We start from the raw sequence: 17,296 nt of genomic DNA on the forward strand, positions 1-17,296 counted from the left end.
AGCTAGCATGTCAACTCCTGGTTAACCAGGGGCATTTGATGTTCCAGTCCGGTCCGCCCGACCGATGTGCGGCCGGGCGGACAGCGGAATTCAGCCGATCAGAGCCGGGGGTCGACCGGCTCCGACTCCAGGGCGAGGACCCCGAACACCGCCTCGTGCACCCGCCACAGCGGCTCCCCTTCCGCCAGCCGGTCGAGGGCTTCGAGCCCGAGGCCGTACTCCCGTATCGCCAGCGACCGCTTGTGGCCGAGGAAGCGGTGCCGCAGCTTGGCCAGGTTCTCCGGCCGGGTGTACTCGGGTCCGTAGATGATCCGGAGGTACTCGCGGCCACGGCACTTGATGCCGGGCTGCACGAGCCGCCCCTTGCCGTCCCTGACCATCGCGCCGACCGGCTTGACGACCATGCCCTCGCCACCGCGCCCGGTCATCTCCAGCCACCAGTCGACGCCCGCCCGCACCGACGCGGCGTCACCCGTGTCGACGTACAGCCGCCGTGTCGTCTGCAACAGGCCGCTCGTGTCGTGCTCGACCATGCGGTCGATGAGCGCGAGCTGCTCGTCGTGCGGCAGCGCCGCGAGAGACCGGCCCTGGGCGGCGAGGATCTGGAACGGCGCGAGCCGTACGCCCTCAAGGCCCTCCGTGGTCCAGCAGTAGCGCCGGTACGCGTCCGTGAACGCCGCGGCGTCCGCGGCACGCCCGCGCTGGCGCTCCAGGAGATCCCCCACCTCGACGCCGCGCGCGGCCGCCTTCTCCAGCGCTCCGAGCACCCCGGGGAACACCGCGCCGGACGCCGCGCCCACCGCCGCGTACTGCGAGCGCAGCAAACCGGACGCCTTGAGCGACCAGGGCATCAACTCGGCGTCGAGGAGCAGCCAGTCCGTGTCCAGCTCGCCCCAGAGCCCGGCCGCCGTGGCGGCGTCCCGCACGCGGGCGAGCACCGCCTCCGTCGTCTCCCGGCTGCCGAAGAACGGGCGGCCCGTACGGGTGTACAGGGAGCCGGTGACGCCCGGCTCCTCCACGCCGAAACGCTCCCGCGCGGCCTCCGCGTCACGGCACACGAGCGCCACGGCCCGCGACCCCATGTGCTTCTCCTCGCACACGACGCGCTCCACGCCGTCGGCGGCATACTGCGCGAACGCCTCCGCCGGGTGCTCCAAGTAGCCGTCCACCTCGGACGTGGCCGTCGGCGCCATCGTCGGCGGCAGGTACGGCACGAGCCGCGGGTCGACGGCGAAGCGGCTCATGACTTCGAGCGCCGCCGCCGCGTTCTCCTCTCGTACGGTCACGCGGCCGCTGTGCCGGGTCTCGACGGTGCGCCGTCCGTGCACGTCGGCGAGGTCGAGCGGCCGGCCCTCGTGCCCGCCGGGCGCCTCGGTCGCGAGCGGCCTGGCCGGCTCGTACCAGACCTTCTCGGCCGGGACGTCGACGAGCTCGCGCTCCGGCCAGCGCAGCGCGGTGAGCTTGCCGCCGAACACGGCGCCGGTGTCGAGGCAGATCGTGTTGTTGAGCCAGGTGGCGGTCGGGACCGGGGTGTGGCCGTAGACCACCGCGGCCTTGCCCCGGTAGTCCTCCGCCCACGGGTAGCGCACGGGCAGGCCGAACTCGTCGGTCTCGCCGGTCGTGTCCCCGTACAACGCGTGCGAGCGCACCCGGCCCGAGGTCCGGCCGTGGTACTGCTCGGGCAGCCCCGCGTGGCAGACGACCAGCTTGCCGCCGTCGAGGACGTAGTGGCTGACGAGCCCGTCGACGAACTGCCGCACCTCGGCGCGGAACTCCTCGCTCTCCTTGTCCAACTGCTCGATGGTCTCGGCGAGTCCGTGCGTGTGCTGCACGTTCCTGCCCTTGAGGTACCGGCCGAGCTTGTTCTCGTGGTTGCCGGGCACGCACAGCGCGGTGCCCGCCTTCACCATCGACATCACGCGGCGCAGCACGCCGGGGGTGTCGGGACCGCGGTCGACGAGGTCACCGACGAAGACGGCGGTGCGGCCCTCGGGGTGCACGCCGTCGACGTACCCCAGCTCGCCGAGCAGCGTCTCCAGTTCGCTCGCGCAGCCGTGGATGTCGCCGACGATGTCGAAGGGGCCTGTGAGGTGCGTCAGGTCGTTGAACCGCTTCTCGCGGACGATGCTCGCGCTCTCGACCTCCGCCACTCCGCGCAGCACATGCACCTTGCGGAAGCCTTCGCGCTCCAAGTGCCGCAGGGAGCGTCGCAGTTCGCGGGTGTGGCGGGTGATGACACGGCGCGGCATGTCGGCGCGGTCGGTGCGCTCCGCGTTCCGCGCGACGCAGACGTCCTCCGGGACGTCGAGGACGATCGCGATCGGCAGGACGTCGTGCTTGCGGGCCAGCTCGATCAGCTGACGGCGGCTTTCCTGCTGCACGTTCGTCGCGTCGACGACGGTGAGCCGTCCCGCGGCAAGGCGCTTGCCCGCGATGTAGTGCAGCACGTCGAACGCGTCGCGGCTCGCGCCCTGGTCGTTCTCGTCGTCGGCGACGAGGCCGCGGCAGAAGTCGCTGGAGATGACCTCGGTGGGCTTGAAACGGGCCCGCGCGAACGTGGACTTGCCCGACCCCGAGGCCCCGACGAGCACGACGAGGGAGAGGTCGGTGACGGGCAGCGTCCGCGCGCTGCTGTGCTCGGTGGATCCGGTGGTACTGCTCATGCGGCCTTCGCCTCCTTCGTGCTCGGGTCGGTCCTGGTGGTCGGGTCGGTCAGGGTGAACACGGCCATCTGCGTGGGCGGGCCCACCTCGGGGTCGTCGGGTCCGACGGGCACGTACCGCACGTCGTAGCCGTGTCGCGCGGCGACCCGCTCCGCCCAGTCGCGGAACTCCTCCCGCGTCCACTCGAACCGGTGGTCGCCGTGCCGGACATGGCCCGCGGGGAGCGTCTCCCAGCGGACGTTGTACTCGACGTTCGGCGTCGTCACGAGGACCGTGCGGGGCCGCGCGGAGCCGAACACCGCGTATTCGAGGGCGGGCAGCCGGGGCAGGTCGAGGTGCTCGATCACCTCGCTGAGCACCGCGGCGTCGTACCCCTTGAGCCGCTTGTCGGTGTACGCGAGCGAGCCCTGGAGGAGCTGCACGCGCGAGGCCCGCCGCTCGCCCATGCGGTCCAGCTTGAGACGCCGCGCGGCGATGGTGAGCGCCCGCACGGACACGTCGACACCCACGATCTCGGTGACCCGCGCGTCCTTGAGCAGCGCCTGCACCAACTGGCCCTGTCCGCAGCCGAGGTCGAGGACCCTGGCCGCGCCGGACGCGCGCAGGGCGTCGAGGATCGCCTCGCGCCGCTGTACGGCGAGCGGCACCGGCTTCTCCTCGGTGTCGCTGGTCTCGTCGACGGCGTTGTCGATCTCCTCGACGTCCGTGTCGTCGGCGTCGGCGAGCCGCACCAGTTCGAGCCGCTCCATCGCCTGCCGGGTCAGCGACCAGCGCCGCGACAGATAGCGGCTGGTGATCAGCTTCTGCTCGGGGTGCTCGGCGAGCCACCCCTCACCGGCCCGCAACAGCTTGTCGACCTCGTCGGCCGAGACCCAGTAGTGCTTGGCGTCGTCGAGCACCGGCAGCAGCACATACAGGTGCCGCAGTGCCTGCGCGAGCCGCAGCTCCCCTTCCAGGACGAGCGTGACGTACCGCGAGGCCCCCCACTCGGGGAACCGCGCGTCCAGCGCCACGGCCTCCACCGTCACCTGCCAGCCCAGCGGCTCGAACAGCTTCCTTACGAGGTCGGCGCCGCCCCGCGCGGGCAGCGCGGGCACCTCGATGCGCAGCGGCAACGCCTCCTCGGCCCGCTCGGGGCGCGCCTTGCACACCCCGCGCAGGGCGCTGGAGAAGACGCTGCTCAGCGCGACGGCGAGCAGCGACGACGCGGCGTACGGCCGGTCGTTCACATACTGCGCGAGCGCCGCGTCCGGAGCCGAACGGTCCTTCTTCTTCCCGCGCCGCATCAACGCCACCGGATCGATCTCAAGCAGCAACGCGGCCGTGCACCGCTCCGCGCTCGCCTCGGGGTAGAGGACGTGCGCGGTGCCGTAGGAGGTGGAGAACGCCTGCGCGCTGTCGGGATGCTTGTGCAGCAGAAATCCCAGGTCGGTCGCGGGGCGGTCCGGGGTGCCGGTGGTACTGATCGTCAGGAACACGCGGATCAGTCTCCCCCGACGGACGCGGGCGCGACCAGCGAGTTTTCCGGGTCGGCGGCGCCCGCCGGGCATCATGGCGGTATGGATCTTCGCGTTTTCACCGAACCTCAGCAAGGTGCCACCTACGAGACCCTGCTCCGCGTCGCCCGGGCCGCGGAGGAGCTGAACTACGGAGCCTTCTTCCGCTCGGACCATTACCTGCACATGGGCTCGGTCGACGGCCTTCCCGGACCCACCGACGCCTGGACGACGCTCGCCGGCCTCGCCCGCGAGACGAAGACGATCCGCCTGGGCACCCTGATGACCGCGGGCACCTTCCGGCTGCCGGGCGTCCTCGCCATCCAGGTGGCGCAGGTCGACCAGATGTCGGGCGGCCGCGTCGAACTCGGCCTCGGCTCCGGCTGGTACGCGGAGGAGCACGCCGCGTACGGCATCCCGTTCCCCAAGGAGAAGTTCGGGCGCCTGGCCGAGCAGCTCGCCATCGTGACGGGTCTGTGGGAGACGCCCGTGGGCCAGCGCTTCAACTTCGACGGCACGTACTACCAATTGAAGGACTCCCCCGCCCTGCCCAAGCCCGCCCAGACGCGGGTGCCGATCCTGGTCGGCGGCCACGGCGCCAAGAAGACCCCGGCGCTGGCCGCGAAGTTCGCCACCGAGTTCAACATTCCTTTCGCCTCCGTCTCCGACACCGAGCAGCAGTTCAAGCGGGTGCGCGCCGCGGCCGTCGAGCACGGGCGCGCGGACGACGCGCTCGTCTACTCCAACGCCCTGATCGCCTGCGTCGGCCGGACCGACGCCGAGGTGAAGCGCCGTGCCGACGCGATCGGCCGCGACGTCGACGAGCTGAAGGCGAACGGCCTCGCCGGCTCCCCCGCCGAGGTGGTCGAGCGCATCGCCGCCTTCCAGGCCGTCGGCTCGCAGCGGATGTACTTGCAGATGCTCGACCTCGACGACCTGGACCACCTGGAGCTGATCGCCTCCGAGGTGGCGCCGCAGCTGACCTGAGCCGGCCCGGGCGGCGGCCTCCCGGGACGCCGCCGCTCGAACAGGCGTCAACGCGCCCGCCGCCCCGGTCCTCCACCGCCACGGTCGGGTGAAATTGCGTCAACCCGGCAGGTGGTGGCGGTCCGGGCCAGTGACCAGGGCCCCGCGGTGATCGTTGGCTCGGGCGGAGCCGGACCGCCCGGCACCCGCGCCGGCGGTCGCTGCCGGGCGCCACTTGCGTCAACTGCCCGTCCCCCAGCGGGAGGGCGAGGGCCGAGGAGGCCGTCATGTCCCAGGAAGCCGTGCCCGAGGCTGTGCACGACACGTCCGTGCCGGAGCAGCAGGGTGCACCCAAGGGTCTGTTGCAGCAGATGGAGGAGCTGATGGCGGCGCTCAACGCCGACCTGTCCCAGCTCGACGCCGATCTGCAACAGTCCCCGGGCACCCCGACCACGGGCACGTCGCGCCCCGCCGCCGAGGACGTCTGACGGCACCGCCTGCCGGGAGCGGCCCGCTCCCGGTCAGGCCGCCGAGTCCGAGTCGGGATGCGGCTCGGCGTCGGGCCCGGTCATCACGACGCCGCCCTCGGGCAGGCGCCGCAATATCTCCAGGACGTGGTCCCGCGACTCGTCCGCCGCGTCGATCGCTTCCATGCACTGCCAATAGGCCCCCTCCTCGAAGGATTCGCTCGCCACGCCGACGAGCGCGATGCCCACGTCGCCGAGGAGCACGCCCAGGCCCACCAACGCCGCGCGCACATCCCCCAGTTCGGTCAGCTGCGCCGCCCGTATCCCGCCGGCGCCGACCACCGGGACCGCCGAGCCGCCGCTGCCCCGCGCACCCGCCTCGCTCAGACTGCGCGCCTCGCCTCTTGATTCCGGCGGCCCGTGCGCCGCGAGCCGTCCGCCGATCGCCTGTGCCAGTGCTTGTGCCTGCCATGCCTCCCTCATGATGTCCGGCGCGTCCTGGCTCTGCGCCAGGGCCCGTCGTCCGACCCCGATGAGCCGCACCGCGTCCATCCGCGTCCCCGTCCTGCCCGCCCGAACTCCGTTGTCCACTACCCAGAGTGAAGGTCCGCGCGACGAAAAGCCAGAGGAAGCCCGAAATCTGTGGACACGGAGTCCGATGTGGATATTTCTATGACTCCGGAGAGTGACTGTCGTCGTGAGGGCGGGCGTGCGAGGCGTCCCGCTCCGGAACCCGCTCCGGCCCCGGCACCGGGAAGCGGCTCTCGTTGCGGTCGATCTTCGCCGCGAGCGCGGCCAGCGCGTCGATGCCGAGGACCTCGCACAGCTGGAGGAGGTACGCGAGGACGTCGGCGACCTCGTCCTCGACACGGTGCGCGGCGTCCGGGTCGTCCATCACGCGGGCGGACTGCTCGGGGGTCAACCACTGGAAGATCTCGACCAGTTCGGACGCCTCGACGCTGAGCGCCGCCGCCAGGTTCTTCGGGGTGTGGAAGGGCTGCCAGTTCCGCGCGGCGGCGAAGCGCGCGAGCCGGGTCTGAAGGGCCGCCACATCGAGCGGGCGGGGCTGTTCGGCCTGGTCATGGGTTGCGTCTGTCACGGTTTCAGGTCTACCACCGCCGCCCCGTGCGCCCGCGCCGCCCCGTCCGCGCACGACGCCTCGCCCACCGCGGCGACCAGGCGGATGTGGCCGCGGGCGGACATCCGGGCGGCGAGCGCGGCCAGTTCGGTGCCCTGGGCGCGGTCCAGGTCGCGGTCGAAGCCGTCCGCGAGGACGGTGAGGGTCTGGTAGGCCTCCGGGACCTCGGCCGCCGGGTCGACCTCGAGCACACGGGGCCCGGTGAGCAGGACGAGGGCGAGGGCCAGATACCTCAACTCACCGTCCGCCAGCCGCTCCACGGGGGTGCGGTGCCCGTCCCCCCGGTCGACGACGGCGCGCACGGCGCCGTCGGGCAGGGTCTCGGCGAGGACGTCCGCCACCGGACCCGCGAGACCGGCGCGGGCCGTCGCGACGAGGAGGGCGTGCCGGTTGCCGCACTCGGCGCGGGTACGGCGCAGGACCGCGGCGAGGTTGTCGCAGCCGGTCAGGAGCCGGTCGGCCCGCGGCGTCACCGGCGTACGCATCCGGGCCGGGTCCGGGGCGCAGGCGAACGTGGAGCGCAGCCCGACCACCACCTGTTCCGCCGCCGCGAGCACCTGCCGCTGCCCTTCGGTGCGGCCGGCCACGCGCAGCGGCAGCAGGGCCGTGCCGAGGAGGTCGTCGGGGAGCGGGCCGCGCGTCACGGGGACCGAGCCCGCGGTGTGCCACGCGGCCTGCACGTCCCTGCGGCCCGGGTCGCGCAGCGCGGTCTCCAGGTAGGTGACGCCCGGGCCGGTCAACCGCTCGCCCACGATGCGCAGTTCGGGCTCGGCCTGGACGGCGAGGTCGAGGCGGACGGGTCCGGCGGGGCCGTCGACGGTGCAGCCGATGCGGAACCCGCGGCGGGCCTGCGCGTCGGGGCGGGCGCGTTCGGGAACGTACGCGGCGGGGTCGGGGAAGACCTCGGCGAGATCGGCGCCGCCGCCGAGCCTGGCGAGCGCCTCAAGTGCCGTCAGGACGGCGCTCTTTCCGCTGCCGCTCGGCCCGGTCAGTACGGTGAACGGGGCGAGCGGGACGGTGCGGCCGCGGTGCCGCGCGAAGGCGGAGAGCCGCAGCTCGCTCACGTGCGGGCGGTCCGGGGAGGCCCCCGGCGGTAACGGGGGCGCGCCCCCGTGGAGCACGGTCATGCGGCGAACGTAGGCGGGCCCACGGCGCAGAACCGTTTGTCCTGGGTGACCTTCCTACGATCGGGGGACTATGCCCTCCGGGATTGCCACCCCGGCCGGACCGTCACGGAGCCTCCGCACTCAGGAGAGCGCGCCGGCTCCCGCCACCAGGCCCTGGACCTCGGTTCCCGGAGGGGCCAGCAGGAACACGTTGCGGTCGACGCGGTGCATGCCGCAGCCGAGGCCGAGGACGACGCCGCTGCTGAAGTCCAGGACGCGCTTGGCCACTTCGGTCTCGGCGCCGGAGAGGTCGAGCAGGACCGGGATGCCCGCCATAACCGTCTCGGCGACCTCGCGGGCGTCACCGAAGACGTTGACCCGCAGGACGACGAAGCGGCGGCGCGGCTCCGTCTCCGGTTCGCGGATCGCCCGGTGGTCGACCGCCGACGGCCACTCGTTACGGCTGCGCAGCGGTACGACCTGGGCGAGCCCTTCCCACTGTTCGTCTGTGACGTCGTGGCTGTTCACTACCGCACCCACCCCGTCCGGGCTCGCACTGTTGTCTGCACCGGGCAATTCTTACGCCATGTCACCCGTTCAGCCCAACACCGACACGGACCGGAGTGCCCGCACACTCATGCGGCGAGGGCCACCGCTTCGACCGCCGGGACCCGCAGGCCGCGTCGCGCGGTGGCCAGGCTGGTGCCCAGCGTGGCCACGGCGGCAATGGCCACCACCGTGATCCAGATGCCGAGACCCTGATCGGGCAGGAGGTCGTCCGTGCGGACGGCGGTGAAGGGGAGGATCCCCGCGAGCGCCGCGAGTGTGCCGAAGAACACGCCGGTGACGGTCAGGACGACGCCTTCGACCGCGACGGTCGCGAGGACCTGGGACGGGGTGGCGCCGGCCAGGCGCTGCTGGCCGAACTCCCTGACGCGGTAGGACGTCGCGGCGTACAGAGAGTTGATCAACATGATGCAGGCGAACACGACGATGATGCCGACGACCGTGAAGTTGAGTGTCTCGAGGTTCTTGTCGTCTATGGACTTGGTCAACCCCGATTCCTTGATCGCGTCATTCTCGACGGCCTGCATGTACAGCGTCGCGGTGGCCATCCCCGTGAAGAGGATCAACGGCATCAGGACGCCGGACAGTTGGGACGCGCGCTGCCGCATGTTCCGTACGGTCAGATAGCCGCTCACGCCCGCGAAGGCCGTGACGAGCGGCTCGGCGCGGCCGAGGGCGGTGCGCAGCAGGCCCGGCGAGACGAGGGCGAAGCCGACGGAGAGCAGGATCGCGCCGTAGGCGGGCGCCGCCATCAGGGCCGCGTCGGTGGCGTCCATCGCGAACGTCGAGCACACGGCGAGGCCGCCGACGGCGAGCGCCGCCCAGGACGCGAACTTCCGTGCACGTCCCGCCCGTCGGCGTGCGCCGGCGGCCGCCTTCGTGGCGCGGCGCACCGCGAGGAACGCGGCGCCGGCCGCGGCGAGCACCGTGATGTCGATGCCCGACATGAGGGCGATCGGGCCGAAGGAGAAGTCGACGGAGTCGGCGACCTGGCCGCTGTCCTTGAAGACGTCGAGGAGGACGGTGCCGCCGAGCACGGCCGGGCCGATGGCGAGCAGGGCGCCCACGAGGGAGACGGCCACGGCCTCGCCGACGACCATGCGCTTGATCTGGGCGGGGGTCGCGCCGGTCTGCCTCAACAGGTTGATCTCGTCCGTACGTTGACGCACGTTGACCGTCAGGGTGGACGCGATCGCGAAGAACACGAGGAGCGTCCCGTAGCCCCCGACGACGCTCGCGGCCGTGGTGAGGGTGTCCGCGCTGACCTGGTCGACGCCGTCGGCGCCCGCCGTGTCGTGCATCGCGTTGAACGTCATGATGATCGTCGCGCCGAGGAAGGCGGACAGAAGGGTCGCGAGGAAGCGGCCGGGGCGCTGCCGTACGGAGCGGATCGCGAGGCCGAGCATCGTGAACACGGCTCACACCTCCGTCAGGGCGTCGTCGCCGAGGTGCGCGAGGCGTTCGGCGACCGCGTCGACCGTGGGGGCGGGCAGGCGGCCCGCGAGGCGGCCGTCGGCCAGGAACTGCACGGCGTCCGCGTACGAGGCCGCCACCGGGTCGTGCGTCACCATCACGACGGTCCTGCCGTGCACCCGTACGGCTTCCTGGAGGAGGCGCAGTACGTCGCGGGCGCTGCGGGTGTCGAGGGCGCCGGTCGGCTCGTCCGCGAAGATCACGGAGGGTTCGGTGACCAGGGCACGGGCGATGGCGACGCGCTGGCGCTGGCCGCCGGAGAGCTGGTCGGGACGGTGCCCGAGCCGGTCGCCGAGGCCGACGGAGTCGAGGATCTGCTCAACGCGGGCCCGGTTCACGCGGCGCCCGGCGAGCTTGAGCGGCAGGATCGTGTTCTGGGCGACGGTGAGCGTCGGCAGCAGGTTGTACTGCTGGAACACGAAGCCCACGCGCGTGCGGCGGAACTTGGTGAGCGCCGCCTCGCCGCGGGCCGCGCCCGGGCCGCCGGTCATCTCCTCGCCGTCGACCGCGACGAGGCCGCTGTCGGGCCGGTCGAGGCCCGCCGCGCAGTGGAGCAGCGTGGACTTGCCGGAGCCCGACGGGCCCATCACCGCGGTGAAGGTGCCGGCCGGCAGCGAGAGGGTGACGTCGTCGAGGGCGCGGACCGCGGTGTCGCCGCCGTCGCCCCCGGTCCCGTACGTCTTGGTGACCCGCACGAGCCGCAGCGCCTCGCCGCGGTCGTCGTACCCCGGTGTCCGTTCGTCGTGTCGCATGATCGCCGATCCCCTCGTCGGGCGCTCCGTGCGCGCCGCTGTGTCGATGGATACGACGCTAGGGACGGCGGGGCCGCGGCACATTGGGCGTACGACCCGGACGGGGGTGTCTCTATGTACACCGTGAGAACTACGGGTGGCCGCCGGAGCGGGCCAGCCAGCGGCCCGCGTGGCGGGTCACCTCGATGGGGCGGCCGAAGCAGGCGGTCATCCGCTCCCCCGTCAGGACCTCGTCGACCGGGCCGTGGGCCATCACCCGGCCGTCGCGCAGGAGCAGGGCGCGGTCGATCGCCGGGGAGAGTTCCTCCAGGTGATGGGTGACCGTGACGGTCGCCAACTCCGGCCGGTTCTCGGCCAGTCGGCGCATCGTGTCGATGAGGTCCTCGCGCGAGGGCAGGTCGAGGGCGTTGAACGGCTCGTCGAGCAGGAGCAGCGCCGGGTCCGCCATGAGGGCGCGGGCGATGAGGATGCGGGCACGCTGGCCGCCGGAGCAGACGCCGTACTCGCGGTCGGCGAGCTCCTTGATCTGGAGTTCGGCGAGGAGGGAGTGGGCGCGGTCGCGCACCTCGCTGTCGTACGACTTCCAGAGCGGCTGGACGGTGCCCGTGTGGCCGGTGAGGACGACGGTGTGCCCGGTGAGGTCCTGCGGGACGCGCTGGGAGGTGGAGACATGGCCGATGTGGGCGCGCAGTTCGCGCACGTCGACCCGGCCGAGGCGGTGGCCGAGGACCTCGACGGTGCCGGTGGTGGGGAAGGTGGTCGCGCCGACCATGCGCAGGATGCTGGTCTTGCCCGCGCCGTTCGGGCCGAGCAGGGCCCAGTGCTCGCCGGAGCGGACGGTCCAGTCGATCCCGTCGAGGATGACCTGGCCGGTGGTGTAGCGCCGCATGCTGACACCGTCGAGGGCGGCCACGACCCGCCTCTGCTCGTCGCTCACTGTGCCTCCCGTTCCGTCATGTACCGGTCGGAGGGTAGCTGTACGCAGCACGGACCCGCGGGGTCGTCCGAGTCGTGGACCGCCGGCCGGCGGAGGGGTCCACCGACCGGTGGACCCCAGGTTCCACCGGTCGCCGCTGTCGGCGTCGTGGCCGTCGCGACCAGCATGGACGTCATGACCAACTACCCCGTACGCATGGCGCGTTGGAGCGCCGGACATCCGTGGCGCGCGATCGCCGGATGGTTTCTCTTTGTCGTCCTGTGCCTCGGCGCGGGCATCGCGGTCGGCGGGAATCCGGCCGCTTCCGCGGACTTCGGTGTGGGCGAGGCCGGGCGCGGTGAGGCCATCGCGCGGGACGGCGGGCTCGCCCAGCGGCCCCTTGAGCGGGTGCTCATCGAGCGGCGCGACGGCGGCGCGCGGCTCGACCGCGGCACCGCGGGTGCCGTCGCCCGGGAGGTGACCCGCCGGATGCGGGCGCTGCCCGAGGTGCGGTCCGTCGGCGATCCGGTGTGGTCGAAGGACGGCCGGGCCGTGCGGGTCGACGTGACGATGAAGGGCGCCGAACTCGACGGCAAGAAGCACGTCGACCCGCTGCGGGCGCAGACCGCGGCCGTCCAGAAGGCGCACCCCGGGCTGCGTGTCGAGGAGACCGGCGGGCCGTCCATCGGCCAGGGCGTCGACAAGCTCCGCGGCAGCGATCTGTCGCGTACGGAGATGATCGCGCTGCCGATCACGCTGCTCACGCTGCTGTTCGTGTTCCGGTCCCTGGCGATGGCGACCGTGCCGCTGCTGCTCGCGCTGACCTCGATCGTCGCGTCGGTCGGCCTGTCGATGCTGGCCTCGCACGTCTTCCCGGACGCGGGGGTCGGCACGAACATCATCCTGCTCGTCGGTCTCGCCGTGGGCGTCGACTACACGCTGTTCTATCTGAAACGGGAGAGGGAGGAACGGGCCCGTGCGCAGGGGAAGTTGAGCTCGCCCGCACTGGTCGAGCTGGCCGCCGCGACCTCCGGCCGGGCCGTCGTCCTGTCCGGTCTCGCGGTCGCCGTGTCCAGTGCGACGCTCTATCTCGCCGACGACGTGATCTTCTCGTCCATCGCCACGGCGGCGATCGTGGTGACGCTGGTGGCCGTGGTCAGCTCCCTGACGGTGCTGCCCGCGCTGCTGGCCACGATCGGGGCACGGGCCGAGCGACGGGCCGCACGCAAGCCGCGCAAGGCCCCTGCCGAGAAGGCCGTACGCCACAACGCCCTGCTGCGCCTCACGGCCCGCCGGCCCGCCGCCGTCCTGGCCGTCGCGGTCGTCGCGCTGCTCGCCCTGGCCGCCCCGCTGCTCGGCCTGAAGCTGACCGACATGGGACGCGAGACGCACTCGCGGCAGGTGCCGTCGATGCCCACGTTCGACCGGCTCAACGCGGCGTTCCCCGAGGTCAAGGCCATGCACCAGGTCGTCGTACGAGCGGACGCGGACCGTGCCGGCGAGGTGGCGGCCGCCCTGCGCGGCCTGGGCGCCGCGGCGCACGACGATCCGGGTCTGAACGGCACGTTCACGCTGCGCACCTCCGCCGACCGGAGGGTCACCTCGCTCGAACTGCCGGTGCCGCACTACGTGAGCGCCGCACCCGCGCAGGAGTCCCTCGACCGGCTGCGGAGCCGCTATCTCCCGGACGCAGTAAGGGTGTTGGGGTCCGGCGTCGAGTCCGCCGTGACCGGTGACGTCGCCCGGTACGCCGACTATCCCGCACACCAGAAGCAGAAACTCCCCCTGATCATCGCGGCGTTGCTGCTCGTGACGTTCGCGATGACCGTGTGGGCGTTCCGCTCCGTGGTGCTCGGCGTGATCGGTGTCGTGCTGAATCTGCTGTCGGCTGCGGCGTCGCTCGGTGTGCTGACCCTGACGTTCCAGAGGAGTTGGGCCGAGGGGCTGCTCGACTTCACCTCGACCGGGTCGATCGGCTCGCGCGTGCCGCTGTTCCTGTTCGTGATCCTCTTCGGGCTCTCGATGGACTACCAGGTGTTCGTGATCAGCCGGATCCAGGAGGCGGTGCGGCGCGGGGTGCCGACGCGGCAGGCGGTGCTCGACGGGGTCGGCAGTTCGGCGGGGGTGGTGACCAGCGCGGCGTTCGTCATGGTGACCGTGTTCGCGAGCTTCGTGTCGCTGCACTTCATCGAGATGAAGCAGATCGGCTTCAGCCTGGCGGTGGCGGTGCTGCTCGACGCGTTCGTGATCCGGGTGCTGATCCTTCCGGCGCTCATGTTGCTGCTGGGCGAGGCGAGTTGGTGGCCTTCGCGGCGCCGGCGGGCAGCGTCCTTCGACTCCTCGGCGGACCGGGTCCTGACGAACGTAGGCTGAAACGATGTTGCAACGACCGCGGCGCGGCGACCCGTTCTGGATCTGGCTCCTGCACTCCTGGGACCTGTTCTCCTGGGCGATCATGGGCCTGCTGGCCCTGATCACGGTCCTGGGTGACGCCCCGGCGGGGCCGCGGTACGGGTCGCTCGCGCTCCTGGCCGCGCTCGGCGCCGCGAACCTGGCGGTTCGGCGGTGGGGGCGCGCCGGGGCGGTCGGCGGGTACGTGTACCTGGGCCTGCTGATCGTCGCCCTCGGCGAACTGGCCTATCTGCGCGACGGGTTCGGGGCGCTGTTCACCGCGGCGCTCGCCCAGTTCGTCGTCTACGCGGACAGCCGGCGCGGGGCGCTGGTCGCCAGCGGGCTCGGGGCCGTCGCCATCACGGCGGGCGGGGTGCTGCGGGAGGGCTGGGGCGTGGACGCGCTGGCCCGCAACAGCGTCTCCACCCTCGCGGTGTACGCGGTGGCCGTGCTGGTGGTGACGGTGACGCCGCGGGCCCTCGAACTCCGGGACGACCGGGCCCGGTTGCGGGCGGAGCTGGCCAGTACGCAGGCGGATCTGGCCGAGGCGCTGCGCCGGGAGGGCGCGGCGGCGGAGCGGGCCAGGATCGCCCGGGAGATCCACGACACGCTCGCGCAGGGCTTCGCGTCCATCGTGGTCCTCGCGGAGGCGGCCCGCGCCGGCATCGAGACCGAACCGGCGCGCTCCGCACAGCAGTTGACGTCCATCGAGCACACGGCGCGGGAGAACCTCGCGGAGGCGCGCGCCCTGGTCGGGGCCCATCCGCCGCCGGGCGGGGCGGCGCCGGGGTCGGTGGCCGGGACGCTGCGGCGCACCCTGGACCGGTTCGCCGAGGACACCGGGATCGCCGTCGACGCCGAACTGCCGGACGTGGACTGCGACCAGCACACCCGGATCGCCCTCCTGCGCTGCACGCAGGAGTCCCTCGCCAACGTCCGCAAGCACGCGGGGGCCTCCACGGTGATCGTGGTCCTGTCCCCGGGCCCGTACGGCATCGAGCTGGAGATCACCGACGACGGGCAGGGGTTCGACGTGGCCGAGGCCCGCGGTTTCGGGCTCGACGGGATGCGCAGGCGCCTCTCCGAGCTGGGCGGCGAGCTGTCCGTGACCAGCTCGCTCGGCGACGGCACCCGGGTCCTCGCCTGTCTGCCCGCACCCCAGTTCGCGCCCCTGCCCGTGCCCCGGTCCGCGCCCCAGTCCGCCCCCGAGGAGGAGTCCGTATGACGGAATCTGACCAGCTGCGCGTCGTCGTGGTCGACGACCACACCGTGATGCGGGCCGGGGTGGTGGCGCTGCTCGCGCCCGAGCCCGGCATCGCGATCGTCGGCGAGGCGGACGACGGGCGGGCCGGGGTGACGCTCGTCGAGGAACTCGCCCCGGATGTCGCCCTGTTGGACCTGCGGATGCCCGAGCTCGACGGCGTCGAGGCGACGCGGCGGATCGTGGCGGGGCCCAGCGGCACACGCGTCCTGATCCTGACGACGTACGACACGGACACGGAGATCGAGCGCGCTGTGGAGGCCGGGGCGGTCGGCTACCTCCTCAAGGACACCTCCCGTGAGCAGCTGGTCGACGCGATCCGTTCCGCGGCGCGCGGCGAGACGGTGCTCGCGCCGCGCGTCGCGCAGAAACTCGTGGCCAAGATGCGCCGCCCGGCCCAGGCGGCGCTCACCGCCCGCGAGGTGGACGTGCTGCGGGCGGTGGCCGACGGCCTGTCCAACCCCGACATCGCGCGGCGCCTCGTGATCGGCGAGGCGACGGTCAAGACCCACCTGCTGCGGGTCTTCGCGAAGCTGGACGTGAGCGACCGGACACGGGCGGTGGTGGTGGCGATGGAGCGGGGGCTCCTGGCGCCGGCGGGCGGGCACCGGCCCGGGTGAGATCCTGTCTTGGAACCCCCGGCGTTCGCACGAAATGCGGGCGCAGCCGGCGTTCACTGGGCCCTCCCGCCCGAGCCGGGCGAAGCCGGTTCGAGGGTGCGTGCCGGGCGGTGGGGCGCAGGCGGGGGTTCCGGGACAGGCTCCGGGGGCGTGTGCGGCGGGTGATCACCGGCGTGCTATCCAGGAGTGGTGACGACCACCCCGCATCCGAGCCGCCCCTTCGACGCCGTCCTGTGCGACGTCGACAATGTGATCCGCTTCTACGACAGCACGCCCGTCGCCGCCCTCGAACGGGCCGCGGGGCTGCCGGAGGGCGCGACCGCCGCGGTCGCGTTCGCGCCGGAGGTCGATCTGCCGCTGATGCTCGGGGAGATCGACACGCGGCAGTGGGTGGAGGCCGTCGTGGACGGTTTCGCCGGGCGGGTGCACGAGGAGCTCGCGCGGGAACTGGGGGCGGCGCTCGCCGCGTCGCCGTTCCGCGCGGACGACGAGATCGTGGGCCTGCTGCGCCGGGCTCGGGCGGCCCGGATTCCGTTGGTGCTGGTGACCAACGCGACCGTGGAGCTCGAGAAGGACCTGACGGCGATGGGGCTGTCCGATCTCGCCGACCATGTCGTCAGCAGCGCCCGGGTCGGGGTGGCCAAGCCCGATCCGAAGATCTACGAGATCGCCGCCTCCCTCGCGGGTGTCGCCCCTGAGCGGTGCCTTTTCGTGGACGACAGCCGGGAGAACGTGGACGCGGCGGTCGGGCTCGGGATGACCGGGGTGGTGTACCGGCAGCCGGACGATCTGCGGGCCCTGCTGGGGCCCTGGATCGACTGCTGATCAGCTCCTGGACGCCAGCTCCCGCAAGGCCACGTTGAGTTCGAGGACGTTGACGGTCGGCTCCCCCATGAAGCCGAGCTGCCGGCCCCTCTCGTGCGCGTCGACGAGCTTCTGGACCTGGGCGACCGTGAGACCGTTCCGCTCCGCGACGCGGTGCACCTGGAGGTCGGCGTACGCCGGGGAGATCGCCGGGTCGAGGCCGGAGCCGGAGGACGTGACGGCATCCGCCGGGACGTCGGAGGGTTTCACCTGGTACGTGGCGGTGGAGTTGTCCTTGACGACGGCGGCCTGAGCGTCCTTCACCTGCTTGATCAGGTCCTTGTTGTCACCGGCGAGGTTGGTGGCGCCGGACAGGATCAGCTCGTACTGCGTGTTGACGCTGTTCTCGCCGAGGCCGTTCCGCGGGCGGCCCTGGAACCACTTCAGGTCCGCGTCGCCGTCCTTGTCCGTGTACGACTGGCCGATCAGGGACGAGCCGACGACCGTGCCGTCGGCGTCCTTGATCTCGGAGCCGTTCGCCTTGTCGTGGAAGGCGGCCTGGGCGACGCCGGTCACGGCGAACGGGTAGAGGACGCCGCAGACGACGGTGAGGAGGAGCAGGGCGCGCAGGCCCGCCCAGAGCAACCGGCCTGTGTTTCCGATGGAGTTGTTCATG

16 protein-coding genes are annotated in these 17,296 nt (G+C 72.4%); 6 read left to right on the forward strand and 10 right to left on the reverse strand.

Translation table 11 applies throughout. The features are described 5' to 3' along the window. Nucleotides 1–98: 98 nt before the first annotated feature. Nucleotides 99–2,663 carry a polynucleotide kinase-phosphatase gene (locus AB0L37_RS14415; protein ID WP_365504289.1) on the reverse strand — a complete coding sequence of 855 codons (2,565 nt, stop codon included), beginning with the start codon at nucleotides 2,661–2,663 and terminating at the stop codon, nucleotides 99–101. Next, nucleotides 2,660–4,141, reverse strand: a complete 1,482-nt coding sequence (locus AB0L37_RS14420) for a 3' terminal RNA ribose 2'-O-methyltransferase Hen1 (RefSeq protein WP_365504291.1) — start codon at nucleotides 4,139–4,141, stop codon at nucleotides 2,660–2,662. The genes AB0L37_RS14415 and AB0L37_RS14420 overlap by 4 nt, the downstream gene beginning before the upstream one ends. 81 nt (nucleotides 4,142–4,222) lie before the next feature. Here AB0L37_RS14420 and AB0L37_RS14425 point away from each other — a divergent pair, with 81 nt between their 5' ends. After that, complete coding sequence (locus tag AB0L37_RS14425; RefSeq protein ID WP_365504293.1) at nucleotides 4,223–5,146, forward strand: LLM class F420-dependent oxidoreductase; 924 nt, start codon at nucleotides 4,223–4,225, stop codon at nucleotides 5,144–5,146. Nucleotides 5,147–5,412: 266 nt separating this feature from the next. Further along, complete coding sequence (locus tag AB0L37_RS14430; protein ID WP_365504295.1) at nucleotides 5,413–5,613, forward strand: hypothetical protein; 201 nt, start codon at nucleotides 5,413–5,415, stop codon at nucleotides 5,611–5,613. 33 nt (nucleotides 5,614–5,646) lie between these two features. On the opposite strand, the gene AB0L37_RS14435 is transcribed toward AB0L37_RS14430, so the two are convergent. The 7 genes from AB0L37_RS14435 to AB0L37_RS14465 form a co-directional block, all read right to left on the reverse strand. After that, on the reverse strand, nucleotides 5,647–6,144 hold the full coding sequence (locus AB0L37_RS14435) for a DUF6099 family protein (RefSeq protein WP_365504648.1): 498 nt from the start codon (nucleotides 6,142–6,144) through the stop codon (nucleotides 5,647–5,649). 118 nt (nucleotides 6,145–6,262) lie between these two features. Next, nucleotides 6,263–6,691: a nucleotide pyrophosphohydrolase gene (locus AB0L37_RS14440; protein ID WP_365504297.1), complete on the reverse strand. Its 429-nt coding sequence runs from the start codon at nucleotides 6,689–6,691 to the stop codon at nucleotides 6,263–6,265. Further along, nucleotides 6,688–7,857 carry an ATP-binding protein gene (locus AB0L37_RS14445; protein ID WP_365504299.1) on the reverse strand — a complete coding sequence of 390 codons (1,170 nt, stop codon included), beginning with the start codon at nucleotides 7,855–7,857 and terminating at the stop codon, nucleotides 6,688–6,690. Before AB0L37_RS14445 ends, AB0L37_RS14440 begins: the two co-directional genes overlap by 4 nt. Before the next feature lie 120 nt (nucleotides 7,858–7,977). Next, complete coding sequence (locus AB0L37_RS14450) at nucleotides 7,978–8,364, reverse strand: cell division protein SepF (RefSeq protein WP_365504301.1); 387 nt, start codon at nucleotides 8,362–8,364, stop codon at nucleotides 7,978–7,980. A 107-nt stretch (nucleotides 8,365–8,471) separates the two neighbouring features. Further along, the gene (locus tag AB0L37_RS14455) at nucleotides 8,472–9,809 is read right to left on the reverse strand and encodes an FtsX-like permease family protein (RefSeq protein WP_365504650.1); all 1,338 of its coding nucleotides are present in this window, start codon (nucleotides 9,807–9,809) and stop codon (nucleotides 8,472–8,474) included. A 12-nt stretch (nucleotides 9,810–9,821) separates the two neighbouring features. Beyond that, nucleotides 9,822–10,628 (reverse strand): ABC transporter ATP-binding protein, encoded by an 807-nt coding sequence (locus AB0L37_RS14460; protein WP_365504303.1) that lies wholly within the window; start codon nucleotides 10,626–10,628, stop codon nucleotides 9,822–9,824. Between the two features lie 130 nt (nucleotides 10,629–10,758). Then, nucleotides 10,759–11,517, reverse strand: a complete 759-nt coding sequence (locus AB0L37_RS14465) for an ATP-binding cassette domain-containing protein (protein ID WP_365504652.1) — start codon at nucleotides 11,515–11,517, stop codon at nucleotides 10,759–10,761. A 222-nt stretch (nucleotides 11,518–11,739) separates the two neighbouring features. Between AB0L37_RS14465 and AB0L37_RS14470 the strand changes: the two genes are divergently transcribed. The 4 genes from AB0L37_RS14470 to AB0L37_RS14485 all read left to right on the forward strand — a co-directional run bounded on the left by AB0L37_RS14470 (nucleotide 11,740) and on the right by AB0L37_RS14485 (nucleotide 16,641). Beyond that, nucleotides 11,740–13,917: an MMPL family transporter gene (locus AB0L37_RS14470; RefSeq protein WP_365504305.1), complete on the forward strand. Its 2,178-nt coding sequence runs from the start codon at nucleotides 11,740–11,742 to the stop codon at nucleotides 13,915–13,917. Nucleotides 13,918–13,921: 4 nt separating this feature from the next. Further along, nucleotides 13,922–15,160 carry a histidine kinase gene (locus AB0L37_RS14475; protein ID WP_365504307.1) on the forward strand — a complete coding sequence of 413 codons (1,239 nt, stop codon included), beginning with the start codon at nucleotides 13,922–13,924 and terminating at the stop codon, nucleotides 15,158–15,160. Beyond that, entirely contained in the window at nucleotides 15,157–15,816 is a 660-nt protein-coding gene (locus tag AB0L37_RS14480; protein WP_365504309.1) for a response regulator transcription factor, read from the forward strand. The genes AB0L37_RS14475 and AB0L37_RS14480 overlap by 4 nt, the downstream gene beginning before the upstream one ends. Nucleotides 15,817–16,005: 189 nt before the next feature. Further along, a complete protein-coding gene (locus tag AB0L37_RS14485) occupies nucleotides 16,006–16,641 on the forward strand; it encodes an HAD-IA family hydrolase (RefSeq protein WP_365504311.1) in 636 nt (211 codons plus the stop codon). On the opposite strand, the gene AB0L37_RS14490 is transcribed toward AB0L37_RS14485, so the two are convergent. Continuing rightward, on the reverse strand, nucleotides 16,642–17,295 hold the full coding sequence (locus AB0L37_RS14490; RefSeq protein ID WP_365504313.1) for a potassium-transporting ATPase subunit C: 654 nt from the start codon (nucleotides 17,293–17,295) through the stop codon (nucleotides 16,642–16,644). Between the last annotated feature and the right edge of the window lies 1 nt (nucleotide 17,296).

Origin of the sequence: Streptomyces sp. NPDC052225 (assembly GCF_040679615.1) — a bacterium.
Lineage (GTDB): Bacteria > Actinomycetota > Actinomycetes > Streptomycetales > Streptomycetaceae > Streptomyces.

Excerpts from the sequence above, each read along its gene's own strand:
- AB0L37_RS14455 (WP_365504650.1), bottom strand. The coding sequence starts at position 9,809 with ATGCTCGGCCTCGCGATCCGCTCCGTACGGCAGCGCCCCGGCCGCTTC.
- AB0L37_RS14445 (WP_365504299.1), bottom strand. The coding sequence starts at position 7,857 with ATGACCGTGCTCCACGGGGGCGCGCCCCCGTTACCGCCGGGGGCCTCC.
- AB0L37_RS14470 (WP_365504305.1), top strand. The coding sequence starts at position 11,740 with ATGACCAACTACCCCGTACGCATGGCGCGTTGGAGCGCCGGACATCCG.
- AB0L37_RS14460 (WP_365504303.1), bottom strand. The coding sequence starts at position 10,628 with ATGCGACACGACGAACGGACACCGGGGTACGACGACCGCGGCGAGGCG.
- AB0L37_RS14480 (WP_365504309.1), top strand. The coding sequence starts at position 15,157 with ATGACGGAATCTGACCAGCTGCGCGTCGTCGTGGTCGACGACCACACC.
- AB0L37_RS14425 (WP_365504293.1), top strand. The coding sequence starts at position 4,223 with ATGGATCTTCGCGTTTTCACCGAACCTCAGCAAGGTGCCACCTACGAG.
- AB0L37_RS14430 (WP_365504295.1), top strand. The coding sequence starts at position 5,413 with ATGTCCCAGGAAGCCGTGCCCGAGGCTGTGCACGACACGTCCGTGCCG.
- AB0L37_RS14415 (WP_365504289.1), bottom strand. The coding sequence starts at position 2,663 with ATGAGCAGTACCACCGGATCCACCGAGCACAGCAGCGCGCGGACGCTG.
- AB0L37_RS14490 (WP_365504313.1), bottom strand. The coding sequence starts at position 17,295 with ATGAACAACTCCATCGGAAACACAGGCCGGTTGCTCTGGGCGGGCCTG.
- AB0L37_RS14435 (WP_365504648.1), bottom strand. The coding sequence starts at position 6,144 with ATGGACGCGGTGCGGCTCATCGGGGTCGGACGACGGGCCCTGGCGCAG.
- AB0L37_RS14475 (WP_365504307.1), top strand. The coding sequence starts at position 13,922 with ATGTTGCAACGACCGCGGCGCGGCGACCCGTTCTGGATCTGGCTCCTG.
- AB0L37_RS14465 (WP_365504652.1), bottom strand. The coding sequence starts at position 11,517 with ATGCGGCGCTACACCACCGGCCAGGTCATCCTCGACGGGATCGACTGG.